This is a genomic window from Bacteroides salyersiae, from assembly GCF_031172035.1.
Lineage (GTDB): Bacteria > Bacteroidota > Bacteroidia > Bacteroidales > Bacteroidaceae > Bacteroides > Bacteroides salyersiae.
In genome coordinates, this window is the sequence record NZ_CP133452.1 from 3,192,845 (window position 1) to 3,207,236 (window position 14,392).

The window sequence follows — 14,392 nt, forward strand, 5'->3', positions numbered from 1 at the left end:
GATTTGTGATTTATGATTTATGCTTGGATTCGGGGGATTTAGGAATTCGGGGTGAAATGCTGTATGATACGGAGGAGCTGGGTGACGGTTCGCTCTATATTATTCAGGGTGAATTCTTTTTGCATGGCCTTGTCTAAGGAAACAGGAGCCGGTTGAATGGACAGTACGGCGGTAAATCCCATTTCATTCAGTTGGGTGGTAGCTTCTACTCCTCCTCCCAATGCTATTACGGGAACATGCTGTTCGTGAGCTATTCTCAGTATTCCACCCAGTGCTTTTCCCATAGCTGTCTGGGCATCGAGTTTTCCTTCTCCCGTGAATACTAAATCGGCATCTTGCAGCGATTCGTGAAAATGCAGTATTTCCAGTATGGTGTCGATGCCCAGTTTGAGGGTAACCCGGAGGAAAGGCAACAGACCGCCTCCCATACCACCGGCTGCTCCGGCACCGGGGATGGAAGCGATGTTTATACCTTTCTGTTCCTCGATTACAGCAGCATAATGTTGTAAACCTTTGTCCAGTGCTATTACTTCTTCATCGGAGGCCCCTTTTTGCGGAGCATATACAAAAGCGGCTCCTTGCGGACCGTAAAACGGATTGTTTACATCACAGGCAATAATAAAAGAAGATTCTTGCAAAGCCGGGTGGAGATGTGAATCGTCAATGGAAGCTATGTGCATCAGGTTGCTTCCCTGTGGATCCAGCCTGTTTCCCGATTTATCGAGAAAACGAACGCCTAAAGCAGCCAGCATACCTATCCCGGCATCATTCGTCGCACTCCCTCCAAGCCCCATGATGAACTGCCGGCAACCTCTGTTCAGTGCATCCAGAACGATTTCTCCCGTGCCATAGGTAGAAGTGTTCATCGGGTTTCGTAGTAGATCCGGGACTAACGGTAGACCACTGGCGGCGGCCATTTCAAGTATGGCCGTTGTTCCGTCTCGGGTAATTCCGTAGGTTACTTCAATCGGGTTCATCAACGGATCGTGTACGAGGCATGATATTCTGTCGACATTTAATCCCGTACAGATGGCTTCTGTCGTTCCTTCGCCTCCGTCTGCAATCGGAAACGTGGCTATGTTGCAGTGAGGATATACTTTTAAAATAGCTTTCTCTGCTGCTTTGGCAATGTCGAGAGACCCAACTGAACCCTTAAATGAGTCGAATGCAAGAAGTATCTTTTTCATGGTTGTGCATCGTTTTAATTAAAACCTCTTTATAATCAAACCTTTTTTGATTCACCAAAAATAAGACTTTAATTTTTTATTTCCTTGGCTTTTTGTACCAATTCGATTGCCATATCCAATGGTTTTTCAAATGGGGTAGTGGTATTATGCCAAGGAGTACGTATCCATTCTTCTTCCCAGTTGTCCAAATCACCGCGTTGCTTGGAGAAATAGAGCTTTAGGCGCGGAATATAGTAATCTTTGATCAATCCGCTCCAAAAACGTGCTGCATAATCCTCCTGGAATCCTCCCCAAGTGGTAATCAGCCGTTTGGCATTTGCTTCATAAGCATCTTTTTCCGCAGGTGTAGTACCGCTATTTCTGGCCAGTTCCACCCATTCCTCCAAACGGTAGAGCGGGTGAGAAGCCAGCAATTTATCAACGTTTAGCAGCAGGTCGATAGCTTGATTTAAATGTTGATGTGCGGCAACCGGCTTTCCGGCGGTATCTTCAGTCAGTGCTTGCTTGTAAAGTTTGTCAGCTTGGGCAGCGATGTAATAGGAAGCAAATTCAATGGCATCGTTGACGTAGAGTTTGGAACGATTTAAGCTGTCTGCACTTGCCAAGAATAATTCTATTCCGTGCAGGAAATCGTCGCTTACGTCTATCTTACTGATACGCCGTTGATCCGGAATTACCGTTTGCCAAGTGAAACGGGGATAGGAATACAGCGAACTGTATGCTGTCTTTCTGAATAGCTCCCAGGCATTTTTCATACTTTCCGGATAGGCACCGTAACGGGCCGTGCAATATGAAGGCATCCATTGCTCCGGATCGATTGCCTGATCGGTCCATCCCATATCTGCCAGTAGCTCGTAGACCACTTCGTTATTTTCGAGCCCTTCGGGTGCTGAGCCAAAACCGATCAGGTTTCCGTGAGAAGGGGCTTTCAGTGCTTCGGCTGAGGAGGTGGCATACATCTGTAAATCGCCTGTCAAAGGTGTTTTTCCTCCGAAATTAGGCACATAGCTGAATATCCATTTCTTTCCGTAGAAACCATCATGTACTTTCCAGGTCTGTTCGGTTCCCCAGACCCATTTCGGGTAATCGTTACCTAAATCGATGATGATCATTTTATCATCCGGGACGTGGCTTAATAATGCTTGCAGGCTTGCTTTGTCCCAGAAATCATGTTGATAGCCGAATGTCCAGCCTTGGGTCACCCAGATGGCATCCGGATTTCCTGCCGTGATGGAGCGATAGATAGATTCTCCGTATTGGGCCAGTAATTTATGTTTTCCTTCCACGTCGTCTTTTGCAACAGGAAGTTCCATCTCGTTGAAGCTGTCCGAGAGATAATAAGTGTTTTTTCCGAATTCCTTTTCCCACTCCTTGACGAACCGTTTTCCGATTTCTTCAAAGAAAGGAGAATCCGGAGGGAGCACGTAGGCATTGAATTTATCATCGAAACCACCCCATTTCAGGTGTTTGAACTTTATATCGGGATGCTTTTCGGCAAAAGCCATCGGCACGAAACCTGCAAAGGCCGGTGCTATCGGCTGCATTCCCAATTCGCGCATGCGGTTAATGATCTGATGTTGTAATTCAATCTGGCTTTTCTGCCATTCGTCGGACAGAGGTCCGTCCCAAGTATTCAGATTTCCCATGCGATGCCAAGGGAGGTGTGCCGGAGCAGTGAAAAATTCTCTGGTTTCTTCTTTTGTCAATCCCATTTGCAGCCATACTCGTTCGGCAATGGCTTCGCTGGCAACAGTGGCCAACGGCATGTTTACTCCTCGGAGTGCCATCCAGTCTATTTCGTTTTCCCAGCGCGCCCAGTCCCAGTAGGGAGTGGTGTATCCGTAGGTACAGACATTCAGGAAATACCGGAAGTCGTAAGGCGTGGTTTGTTTTCTTAATGAATAATCGGGCCATAAAGAGGGAAGTTCCAAATGTTCGCCACTCCAAGTCTTCATACTATGGCATGCTTCTCTCAGATAGGTGTGAAAAGCATAGCAAAGTGCTACTGTGCTACTTCCTTTGAGGGTTAGTTTTCCTTCTTTTGCTTCTATTTCAAAGGTTTCTTTCCCGTCAACGGGATTTATCTGTTGAAAACTAATACCATTTACTTTTTCTCCAATTTGCCGTTCGATGACGTGTTTGGCAGGAGTTACAATATCGGCGGAACCGGAAGTATCGGTGCAGGCGCCCGTAAAAAATACCCAGGCAATAGAAAAACAGGTAAGAAAGAAGCTTCTCATACAATTAGATTTTCAAAATTAATAAAGAGAGCCGGCAACCAAAGACATTAGGGGAATCTCCCCGGTTGCCGGCTGAAAAATGATAGTTGGATTGTGTTAAGATTACATTACTTCATGACTAATTTGGCCGTAACATTGTTCACTTTAGCAACGTAGATGCCTTTATCTATATTTAAAGTGGTTGAAGCATCTTTCTGAATAGTACCTTCGTATACTTGTTTGCCGGTCAAGTCGTAAACAGATACGGACACAGTACCTTCGAAACCATCTACGAACAGTTGGTTACCATCATTCCAGATTTTAATACTTGACTTTTGGGCTGCCGGGTTCCATAGGCCGGTTGCACTTCCATATTCTACAGCACCGATGGCGGGAGTAGCCGGGCGGGCAGTACCTAATTGGTCTGTTGTAGGAATCGTTACTCCTGCATAGCTGGCTGTTCCTTTGGCTATTGCAATACTGTTTTCACAAAGAGAAGCGATAGGTGTGGCATCATTACTCAGAGCCGGGCTCCATACTTCATCTCCTTCAATATCGGGAAATACTGTGTTATCCAATTTGTACAATGAAGTAAACAGCTTGCTGGTTGCGAAATCAGTAACCTTGATATTGGAGTTATCAAACAGGGCAGAGTGGTCTACATTGTTTAACTGGGTATCGTCTGCGGTAGCATAAGTCGCTCCATAAACACAGTTCTTTAATTCCCAATCATAGTTTCTTACGATTTCAACGCCGTCTTTTTTGTCTCCTTTCCAGAAACCTAAATCAGTAGGAACGAAATAAGCTCCATCAACCAACCCACCTGTATTTCCGGCAATAATGGTATTTACCAATACCAGTTTTGAAGAACAATCAGTATTGGAACATACGAAAATACCGCCACCTAAATTCTTGGTTGAGTAATTGGCTGTGATGGTGCTATTGATAATTTTTACACCGTCAAGTGGTTTTGATACATCACGTGAGTAGATATAAATAGCACCGGCACGGTTTCCGGCATAATTGTTCACAAATGTACTGTTTGTTATTGTCAATGCAAATGCTGATTCGTTTTTACCATTGGTGCTATACATATAAATGGCACCTCCGGAAGCCGAACTATTGTTGTTTTTGAATGTAGAGTTTTCAATAGTCACTTTGGCATTATTATAAATGCGGATACAGCCTCCATCACCTGTTGCCGAGTTACCGTCGAAAAGACAGTTCTTTATAGAGCAGGTTACATCCTGACTTACTCCTAATACGCCACCCGAACTACTGTGCATATTCTTGATAAAGTCACAATCTTGGATATTTAGGTTGGCTCCTGTCTGTACGAATAATGCTTGAGCTTTATTTTTCCCTGTAAAGACGCAATTTTTAATCATAATCGTGCAAGCTCCTTTCATTGATAATGTTTGCTTGGCACCGGTAAATTTTATTTTGTTTCCGGTAGCTTGGTTCATACCATCGATAGTCAATGATTTGGAATCTATGGTGACAGCATCAAATTCTTCAATGTCATCCGTTGCAAGATTAAACTTGATAACATCGTCAGTTTGTGCACTTGCCATTATGTTAGGGAAAGAACCTTCTACTGAAGGGTCGCCACTGGCACTTGTCACCGTAAGGTCTGCTGCAAACATATTACATGTTGCTAAACTTAATATTGCCGAAAGTAAAATTTGTTTTTTCATAACAATACAATTTTAATTGATTAATAAATGATATATCAGATAAAAGTTCCAAAGTTCGATTTTATAACACCAGCTTATGTGTATAGATCTCATTACCGTTTCTCAACCATAGCAAAACAATCTTTGATTTTTGGTTGTAAATAGGTAATTTGTCTCCATCTTGGATATAGGTATCGAAAATGATTTCTCCGGTGATTGAGTAAAGCTTTACATTAGCTATTCCTTCAATTCCTGTTATACGATAATTGTTACCGTCTTTTACAATCTCTATATTGTTTTTCTCATCCGTTATCGGTTTATTACCGGTAGCGTTTGATAAGTCGATTTTTACATAGACAGGTAAATGGTCTGAGACTGCTGTGAGGTCGATTTCACTCTGATCAGCAATTCCGGTTTCTACAACACGATAGGATGTGGAAGATTGGTTGTGACCTAAGATAAAGTCAATACAGTCTGCCGGAGCCGTAGACGGATAGGTGAACTGTTTGGTATTATTTAAGATAGAAAATCCATTATTTTTGAATGTAACCATCGCCCGGTAAGTCTCTTTTATGTTAAGATCACCTCCTAAAAAAACAGGTTTACTGACACTTTTTGCAAATTTGATGATATAGTCGGTTGCTACATCTCGGTCTTCTGCATTCAGAGAGTAATGGGTAGATAGGAAATAATAATCGGGAAATTCTGCAATTATGATTCCACGATTGTCATCCGGATCGGGTTTTGCCGTTCCTCCTCCTGTTCCTTTAGGAATAAGATGGGTTTTTACTCCAAGCGGTTCTTCTTTGCTTAATAAGGCGATACCGTAGTAGGTATTGTGAGTAATTAAAAAACGGGATTTCATTCCGGTTTTAGTACCCAATTGTTCGGCACAGTCTTTCACAAATCTTTGATCTACTTCTTGGATGGCTACTACATCGGGAGTTACACTTTTGATGACAGATGCAATTTTATCTACCTGACGCGAGTTGATGATGGTGTGCCCTTGAATATTATAGGTCATCATCGTCAGTTGTTTTCCCGAATCGTCTGCATGTGCCTGAATCAATCCATAACAGAGACTTATGGCAGTCACCAATAGGCAGCGTAAAGCGGTATTGAGTCTATTCATACTGTTAATTATTTAGTTTCTCTTATTAATTCTAATTCTGTGATAATAGGTAAATGGTCTGATAACAGCGATTGTATGGATTGAGTACGAACAACACGCCAAGCGTTTTTAGGATATCCGAAGAGATAATCAATTTTTATAGATGGTTTATGGGATGGAAAAGTAAGATCGTCATTTGTCAGTAAATTCCAACCGGCCATTCCTCTTTGTATCGTTTTGGAGTCTGGGCGTGCGTTGAAATCACCTCCTAAGATGACAGGGTAAGGCGATTGCATCAATGTTTCCGTAATCTTTTGTATCTGTAAAAAACGGGTATCTTCTGAAAAATAATCCAGATGCGTGCAGGCAAAAGTAATTGTATCGGTACCGTTTACTTCGAAAGTACCTTGAAGCATCACCCTTTGTTCTTTTTCCTGTGGGCGAGGTAACATCATTTTCTCTACTCTGAAATACGGATGTTTGGAAAGCATTCCTATACCGTAATATCCATTTTTATAAGTAATTGATTTTCCGTACAAAGGATACATTCCGGTGCGGTATCCTAACTCTGTAATGAAATCTTTTCCATTCTGTCTGGGGGCTCTTTCACGGTAGGTTTTACTGTCAACTTCTTGTAAAGCGACAAAGTCCGGTTGGAAAGCTTTGATGTGTTCGGCTATTTGTTCCAGAGAGGCCAGCTCACCAAAACGGAGATTATAAGTCATGACACGGATGCGCAATGTGTCTTGTTTTTGAGCGAAAGCCCAATTACCCCCAAAGATTGAAAGTAATGTTATTAATAGAAACTTTTTCATTTTGTTTATTTTAGTTTTTCGTATCCTCATCCGAATCGTTTCCGCCATTCCCGGAAGTTTCCGGAGCATTCTCTTCTGTTCCGCAGGAACAGAAGAGAGCCATCAGAGTGAATATGGACAGGTATATATTCTTATGTCTCATGATATTGTTTTTTTACCAACCTGGATTTTGTCCTAACGATGGGTTTTTTAATCTTTCCTGATAGGGGACAGGCCATAGATAATGCTTGCTTTCATCAAAATTACGTGAACCGCCTTCGGCAGTAGATTTATCATAAACCACATCACCGAACTCATCTACAATCGGGTTATCCTGATCGTCCACGTACGGACAGCCACCCAATTCATTCATACATACCTCCAAGCTGGGGCAAGTAATAGCACGGCCGAGGCGGAAACCTTCTTTCCAGCGCAGAATATCAAAGTACCGCATACCGTCGAATGACATTTCAATTCGTCTTTCACGTCTTAATTCTGTTTTTAAATCCATATTCCATGCTTCCAGTTCAGAGAGTTTCATCGGATGCATTCCTACCCTGTTACGCAGGCGATTGATCGTTTCATCGATTTGGTCTTGGGTTAAAGTTTCTCCTTGCTGGTTAAATAAGGCTTCTGCATAAATAAGGATAATTTCCGGATAACGAATTACGTTGATGTTATTGTGATCTTGGTCTGTCAGACCGGCCAACTCCGGAGAATTATATTTTTTGAAATAAAATCCGGTCTTTGTATTGGCACCGTTATTATTGTTCCCTTGCAAGGAAGCAAAACGAGGTAAGCCGAAAGTTGCATTTACTCTGTTGCCGGCATCACCATCATCACCGCCGGGCCATGCATCTCCCGGGGTATAGAGGGTCATTTTCATACGTGGATCTCTATCTTTGAAGTAATCGGCATAATGTGTTACCGGATATTTTGATAGAGGGGAAACGGCAACATCGGTTCTTTTGTAATATTCCAAACCGGTAGTGGCAGGTTTGCCGTCTGTACAAAGAAATGCATCGACAAATGTTTTGGAAGCGTTCAAACGTATATAATTTACCGGTGTACAAGTATAATTTGTCATATTATTCATCCGGATATCTTTTACGTATAAGCTATAAATGATGGATTCTTTATTATCAGGATCATTTTCAGAATTTCCTTCCAAGTGATAAACCTTTTCATAGTCATATAAATCGTAAGGACTGTTATCCAAGATATATTTGGAGACCTTTTCCGCCAGTTCATATCTTTGATTTTGGAGAGCGATACGTGCCATCAGTGCCAAGGCTCCCCATCTGTCGATACGGCCTACATCTTGACCGGTCTGAATTTCCGGACTCAGTTTCTCGGCTGCCCACTTCAGATCTTCGATCATCCAATCGACGACCTCTTCTTTGGGATTACGGGGGCCATAAGCTTCTTCAGAACTGATAACCTTATCGATCAAAGGTACATCACCCCATACAGAAGTCAGCCAAAAGTACTGTAACGCCCGGATTACTTTCACTTCGGCCGCATACACGTCTTTTGTTTCTTGAGGGACATCTGCGGCATTATAATTATCTAAAAAGTTATTGCAATCAAAAATGTGGCCATAAATGTCTCTCCAATAATTGTAGAATGGAAAGTTGTCTTGCGCACTGCTGGTTCCTCCGCTCACTTTACTCAAGCCGGATGTCGGGTCTCCCCATACTACTGTTTCCGCACAAGCTTCACCCAGATTGATTATCAGGTCATATTGCAAACCTTCGTAACAGGGATACAAGGCAGCCCGCAGTTGGGCTTCCGTTTTCCAATATGTATCGTTGACCGCTTTGTCTAAAGGATATCTTTCCAAAAAATCACTGCAACTAAAAGTAGTCATCAGGCAGCAGCCTGCCAGAATATATTTTATTTTATTTTTCATGATGTTATTTCTTATTTGTTTAAGTTAGAATGTCAGATTCAATCCAAATACATATGTTCTTACCTGTGGATAAGTATCTCCGGAAGATTGTTGAACTTCGGGGTCGAAGCCGTCGAAATATTTGGTGACGGTAAACAAATTATCGGCAGAGACATAAGCTCTCAATCTGTTGATTCCAAATTTTCTCATCCATTTTTGTGGAAACGTATATCCTAATTGCACATTCTTTAAGCGGAGATATGCTGCATTTTCTATCCAGAAATCCGAGAATCTGCGATTGTGGGTCTGTGCATAATACATACGTGGATATGATGCGTTCGGATTTTCGGGAGTCCATCTGTCTAAATGAGACTTTTTGGGAACCGAGTAGTCGTTGATGAAACAATGTCTGGCTTCTTCACTTAAATAACCGTTTGCTTTGCCCACTCCTTGGAGGTAGAAAGAAAAGTCGATTCCTTTCCATTCCAGTTCTCCTTTGAATGAGTAAGAATATCGTGGAGTCTTGTCACCGATTATTTCTTTGTCGTAATCATCTATAATTCCGTCCGGTTTTCCATCCGGGCCACTGATGTCTTTGTATTTGATATCACCGGGCTGAACGGCAACACCGTCTTGTATCACCGGAAACTTCGGATTTACATAGTTGCCGAAACTGTCTTTTCCTTCAAAATCATCCACTTGTGCCAATCCGTCTGTTCTATACCCATAGTACGCATCAATCGGATCGCCTACTCTGCGAATTTGGTCTCCTAATACGGGGGCGCTCGAACCTAAATCTATAATTTTGTTTCTTGCATCGGATAAATTGAAGAATGCGCGGTATTTCACTTGACCTATTTGATCTCTCCAAGCTAAGTTTATTTCCCATCCTCTACTTTCTACTTCTCCTAAATTCTCCAATGGCAGGTAGTCACGGCTTGAGTCTTTTTGCCATTTTCCTATCACTAAAGGGAAAGAAGGACGTACCAAAGCATCCATGTTGTTTTTCTTGAACCAGTCGGCACTGACCGTTAGACGATTGTTAAAGAGGGCGAAGTCGACACCTATATTGAGCATGCGTATCGTTTCCCATTTTATGTTTTTGTTTCCTAAAGCGATTTGTTGAAAGCCAGTGTTCAACTGATTGCCGATAGGATAAGCTTTGTCTACGGATTCGATTGCTACTAAATATGGATAAAAATTATCACCTACATTCTGGTTACCTAATTCTCCCCATGAAGCACGTAGTTTGGCCATCTGCAAGACAGGGTCTGCAAAACTCATGAATTTTTCTTTAGAGAAATTCCATCCGGCAGAAAAGGAGGGAAAGCATCCCCATCTGTTATCTTTTGCAAAACGGGAAGTTCCATCGTAGCGGACATTGGCTTCGAGCAGATATTTTTCGTCATAATTGTAGTTTATACGGCCGAAGAAAGACCGGAGAGCCCATTCTTCCGCACTGCCCCCGTTGGTGATTTCATCTGTTCCGGCATCTATTACTTCAATTCCATCCAGCAACAGTACTTTTCTACCGGCACTTAATGTGTTGGTGTGTGCCCATTCCTGAGAAAAACCACCCAACAATTTGAAATCATGCAAATTGATGTTTTTCTGGTAAGTGGCAGTGGCATTCAAAGTTTGGGTCAATGTATTGATATGAGATTCACTGATTGAGTTCTTTCTTAATTTGTTTCCCGGGTCTTCCGTACCATCGGACATCCAGCGATTCATTGCCGGGACATATTTTTTGGTATCTCGGGTGTAATAGTTGGCGGCATATTGTCCGTTTAGGTACAGACCTTCTATTATTTTCAAAGAGGCGTTTACCTGTCCGTTGAAAGTACGTGAATTACGTTTATTATAACCGGAATTATAGGCAATGTCCACCGGATTCATCAATGAAGTATATGCGTAATGGTCGGTATCTACCCACTCTCCCTTTTCATTTTGTTCTTTCCATTTTACAGGAAGAAGGGGAGAGACACGCTGAACGGTTCGGAATACACCAGTCGTTCCGGATACACCGTTTTCCTGGCGATAAAAGTCTACGAAACTGATATTACCGTTTATTTTCAGGCGGTCATAGAGTTCTGTATTCATGCTTAGGCGGGCGTTATGTCTTTTTGAGGAGAACGGATCGCCTACGATAAGACCGTCCTGATTTAAATATCCGTATGACATGTAATAGCCGCTTTTTTCCGTACCACCACGGACACTGATATTGTGTCCTGTTTGCATTGCTGATTTTTTATATACTTCTTTTACCCAATCGGTGTTTGAATAGTCATTGGGAGAGTCGCCCCGATCGTATGCTTCGAATGCTTCATCTTGATATAGTTTACCAAAACCGGCAGCTATATACGCTTCATTAGCTAATTCCATATATTCCCGTCCGTTTACTAAGTCGGGTAATGCGGTCGGAGTCTGGAAGCCTACATAACCTGAATAACTTACTGTGGTTTTTTCTTTCTGATTACCTTGTTTGGTTGTCACCAAGATAACTCCGTTGGCAGCACGAGCACCGTAGATGGCAGAAGATGCTGCATCTTTCAATACGGATACGCTTTCTATATCATCGGGATTCAACAGGTTTAAATCTCCGCCGGCAATTCCGTCGATCAGGATGAGAGGATCGGTTTTGCTGTTCAATGTACTGATACCACGGACTACGATCGACATTTTATCATTGCCCGGTTGGCCGGAAGGCTGTACGATGGATACACCGGGCAACATACCTTGTAAGCCACTACCTACATTGGTAATTGGGCGGCTGGATAGCTCATCGCCTTTTACGGCAGATACAGCTCCTGTCAGGTTTACTTTTTTCTGTACACCGTAGCCTATAACTACTACATCATTCAGCATTTCGGTATTTTCCGTCATACGAACTGATATTTCAGTTTTTGAACCGACTTCAATTTCTTGGGTTTTATAACCGATGAAGGAAAATACCAATGTTTTTCCGGGATCGACTTCTATCGAATAATTACCGTCTATATCAGTGATAGTCCCTTCTTTTCCACCTTTCACAAAAACGCTGACTCCGATCATAGGATCCGTAGTAACCTGATCGATGACTTGGCCACGGACTTTCACTTTCTTTTCCGGAGTAACTCTGTTTTCTGTCTTTTTGTCGAACAGAAGCAGCTTATCTCCCGAAATACTATACCCTACATTCGTCTTTTTCAGTAAACTGTTTAAAGCATCTCTTAAAGTTGCATTTTTCACAGAAATACTTACCAATTGCTTCGTATCGACAAATTCTTTACTGTAAGCAACCGATATCTTTGCTTGTGAGGCGATTTGGGTAACCGCATTTTCAAGCGTTACATTTTTCAGGTCCAATGTTATTTCCCTATTTTGTGCGTGTAATGCTAAAGGAAATATACATAATACCAACCAAATAGAAATCCACTGTCTCACATGAGAGCAAAGACAATAATGATTTTTTTTCAGAGAATTTTTCATTGTGTGTTTTTTAGAATTATGATTATTTTAAATTTGAGCAATAGAATCCCTTGCTAAGAAATGTTCGTTTCTTAACTCTTTGAAATTTAATATATTAATGGCTTTCTAATCAACAAAGAAGACGATGTCGGTATTCTTATGTTGAAGTTTCTGATAAGGTTTGTAATAGCGCGTTCATAAGTATAATATTTCAGATTAGGTTTTATCTTTTTTGTTTATCTCGGACTTATTTTTATCTCTCTCCGATTCGTTTTCTCATATTTGATCGGAGTAATATGTCTCATGCTTTCCAATATTTCCTGTAAGGATTCACCTTCGCTTCTTAATGTATACGTATAAGAATAGATGGCTTCATTTTCTATATTGAATTGTACGTTATACTTTCTGGACAATACTTTAAGTACATCTTCCAGGGGAGTATCATTAAATATCAGTACATCTTTCATCCATACGGATTCATTTTTGTAATCTTTATTTTTCTGTATGATACACGTACCGGTTTCTTTTTCATAAATAGCTGTTTCACCCGGTTTCATTATATAGTCGAATGAGTTGCTTTGTGCGTTTCGTATTTTTACGGAACCTTCGTCTAAGGTTGTCAACACTTTACTCTCTGTCGGGTATGCATTTACGTTGAACGAAGTTCCCAGTACTTTGATCTGCATGGAGGCGACATCGACAATGAAAGGCTTCTTTGCATCTTTCTTTACTTCAAAATAGGCTTCTCCTTCTACAGATACTTTTCGTTCTTTTCCGACGAACTGTTCCGGGTAGGTCAGTTTCGTATCTGCATTGAGATATACTTTTGTTCCGTCTGCCAACATTACCGTCATTCTTTCTCCACATGGCACATAAATGTCTCTGGTTACCGCTTCGCGGTTGTCGCTACCCGAATATATCCAAAATGCCATATTCAAAATAAGGAATGGCAATAAGACAACTGCTATTTTCAACCAAGAGAATTTTTTCCTTTTCGAATTAATCCGATTCATCAGGTGCACGTAGACTTGTTCCTGGCGAAAACAGGTTTCCTCTGTTTCGGGGATATCTATTTCCTTTCCTTCGATGATATTTTCGATATCTTCGTCCATTGCTTTGGAAATAGCGTTTAATGCTGTTTGCTTATCTTGAGTTGTCATTTAATTGCTGTCTTTTATTAGTAATACACAAGTCGGTAAGAAAAGTATTATATAAAATGGAATTTTTTTTAAAAAAAGATATTTTATTTATAAACCACCCAAGAGGAGAAGCATGAAAGAGGATAATCTGATTGTCATACGCAATTCTTTCAGTGCTTGGCTATACTGAAACTTGATGGTATTGATAGATAGGTTCAGCTTATCGGCAATCTCCTGATTCGAATATTTTCCGGAGATTTTCAGTTCTACTATTTTTCGTTTTTGGGGAGATAGCTGTTCAATGGCTCTACGAACCAACCGTAATTGTTCTTCATCCAATTCCGGTTCTTCGGTTTCGTTGGCAAGCGTATTTAAAAGGTTTAAATTATCTGAGATACGAAATATCTCCTTGTCTTTGTCGCGCAGAACATTCAGCAGATCGTTCTTTAGAATAGTAAAAAGATACCGGTTAAACGGTCTTGATTCGTCTATGTCTTTTTTCTTTTCCCAGATTTTGAAAAAGACATTTTGGACGACATCCTCTGCAAGTTCCCTGTTATATAGGTATTTAAAAGCCAGCGAATACACCTGTTTACTGTATTCGTTAAATAATAAAGTAAAGGCCAGTTGGTTGCCTTCCTTCATTTGACGAATTATAATTTCTTCATTAATCATCAAATAAATCCCCTTTTAAGCTATATTATTTTTTCAACGGATTAGGTTTGTTTTACACCACGATTGTGACTCTAATATATATATTAGTTTTCTTTCCACGATTCAAAGTTAGCCAAATATCTAGTACATAGCGATTACAAATATATGAAAAACTATCAGAATACCGACATTTCGAAAGTATTCTTGATGAAAGAAATGAAAGTCTTGCGAGAAAATGGAATTGATAAATAGGGAAGATAGAACTGATAAGCAG

General features: G+C 41.1%; 10 protein-coding genes. All 10 read right to left on the minus strand.

Going from position 1 to position 14,392, the window contains the following annotated elements; translation table 11 throughout:
• Positions 1-38 precede the first annotated feature (38 nt).
• Complete coding sequence (locus tag RB604_RS11735) at positions 39-1,187, minus strand: glycerate kinase family protein (protein ID WP_055295449.1); 1,149 nt, start codon at positions 1,185-1,187, stop codon at positions 39-41.
• 68 nt (positions 1,188-1,255) lie between these two features.
• Complete coding sequence (locus RB604_RS11740) at positions 1,256-3,427, minus strand: alpha-N-acetylglucosaminidase (protein WP_055295451.1); 2,172 nt, start codon at positions 3,425-3,427, stop codon at positions 1,256-1,258.
• Between the two features lie 107 nt (positions 3,428-3,534).
• Positions 3,535-5,103 (minus strand): T9SS type A sorting domain-containing protein, encoded by a 1,569-nt coding sequence (locus RB604_RS11745; protein WP_055295454.1) that lies wholly within the window; start codon positions 5,101-5,103, stop codon positions 3,535-3,537.
• Positions 5,104-5,164: 61 nt separating this feature from the next.
• Positions 5,165-6,214, minus strand: a complete 1,050-nt coding sequence (locus tag RB604_RS11750; RefSeq protein ID WP_055295456.1) for an endonuclease/exonuclease/phosphatase family protein — start codon at positions 6,212-6,214, stop codon at positions 5,165-5,167.
• An 8-nt stretch (positions 6,215-6,222) separates the two neighbouring features.
• A complete protein-coding gene (locus RB604_RS11755) occupies positions 6,223-7,008 on the minus strand; it encodes an endonuclease/exonuclease/phosphatase family protein (RefSeq protein ID WP_055295458.1) in 786 nt (261 codons plus the stop codon).
• 10 nt (positions 7,009-7,018) lie between these two features.
• Positions 7,019-7,150, minus strand: coding sequence for a hypothetical protein (locus tag RB604_RS11760; protein WP_259327220.1), 132 nt, complete (start codon positions 7,148-7,150; stop codon positions 7,019-7,021).
• A gap of 12 nt (positions 7,151-7,162) precedes the next feature.
• A complete protein-coding gene (locus RB604_RS11765) occupies positions 7,163-8,899 on the minus strand; it encodes a RagB/SusD family nutrient uptake outer membrane protein (RefSeq protein ID WP_007480313.1) in 1,737 nt (578 codons plus the stop codon).
• A 24-nt stretch (positions 8,900-8,923) separates the two neighbouring features.
• A complete protein-coding gene (locus RB604_RS11770; protein ID WP_007480314.1) occupies positions 8,924-12,346 on the minus strand; it encodes a TonB-dependent receptor in 3,423 nt (1,140 codons plus the stop codon).
• 215 nt (positions 12,347-12,561) lie between these two features.
• Positions 12,562-13,485, minus strand: a complete 924-nt coding sequence (locus RB604_RS11775) for a FecR family protein (protein WP_055295461.1) — start codon at positions 13,483-13,485, stop codon at positions 12,562-12,564.
• Between the two features lie 87 nt (positions 13,486-13,572).
• Complete coding sequence (locus RB604_RS11780) at positions 13,573-14,139, minus strand: RNA polymerase sigma factor (RefSeq protein WP_005923973.1); 567 nt, start codon at positions 14,137-14,139, stop codon at positions 13,573-13,575.
• Between the last annotated feature and the right edge of the window lie 253 nt (positions 14,140-14,392).

What these genes read in the sequence shown, in the direction of transcription:
- RB604_RS11735 (WP_055295449.1), bottom strand. Translation starts at nt 1,187, where the DNA reads ATGAAAAAGATACTTCTTGCATTCGACTCATTTAAGGGTTCAGTTGGG.
- RB604_RS11740 (WP_055295451.1), bottom strand. Translation starts at nt 3,427, where the DNA reads ATGAGAAGCTTCTTTCTTACCTGTTTTTCTATTGCCTGGGTATTTTTT.
- RB604_RS11745 (WP_055295454.1), bottom strand. Translation starts at nt 5,103, where the DNA reads ATGAAAAAACAAATTTTACTTTCGGCAATATTAAGTTTAGCAACATGT.
- RB604_RS11750 (WP_055295456.1), bottom strand. Translation starts at nt 6,214, where the DNA reads ATGAATAGACTCAATACCGCTTTACGCTGCCTATTGGTGACTGCCATA.
- RB604_RS11755 (WP_055295458.1), bottom strand. Translation starts at nt 7,008, where the DNA reads ATGAAAAAGTTTCTATTAATAACATTACTTTCAATCTTTGGGGGTAAT.
- RB604_RS11760 (WP_259327220.1), bottom strand. Translation starts at nt 7,150, where the DNA reads ATGAGACATAAGAATATATACCTGTCCATATTCACTCTGATGGCTCTC.
- RB604_RS11765 (WP_007480313.1), bottom strand. Translation starts at nt 8,899, where the DNA reads ATGAAAAATAAAATAAAATATATTCTGGCAGGCTGCTGCCTGATGACT.
- RB604_RS11770 (WP_007480314.1), bottom strand. Translation starts at nt 12,346, where the DNA reads ATGAAAAATTCTCTGAAAAAAAATCATTATTGTCTTTGCTCTCATGTG.
- RB604_RS11775 (WP_055295461.1), bottom strand. Translation starts at nt 13,485, where the DNA reads ATGACAACTCAAGATAAGCAAACAGCATTAAACGCTATTTCCAAAGCA.
- RB604_RS11780 (WP_005923973.1), bottom strand. Translation starts at nt 14,139, where the DNA reads ATGATTAATGAAGAAATTATAATTCGTCAAATGAAGGAAGGCAACCAA.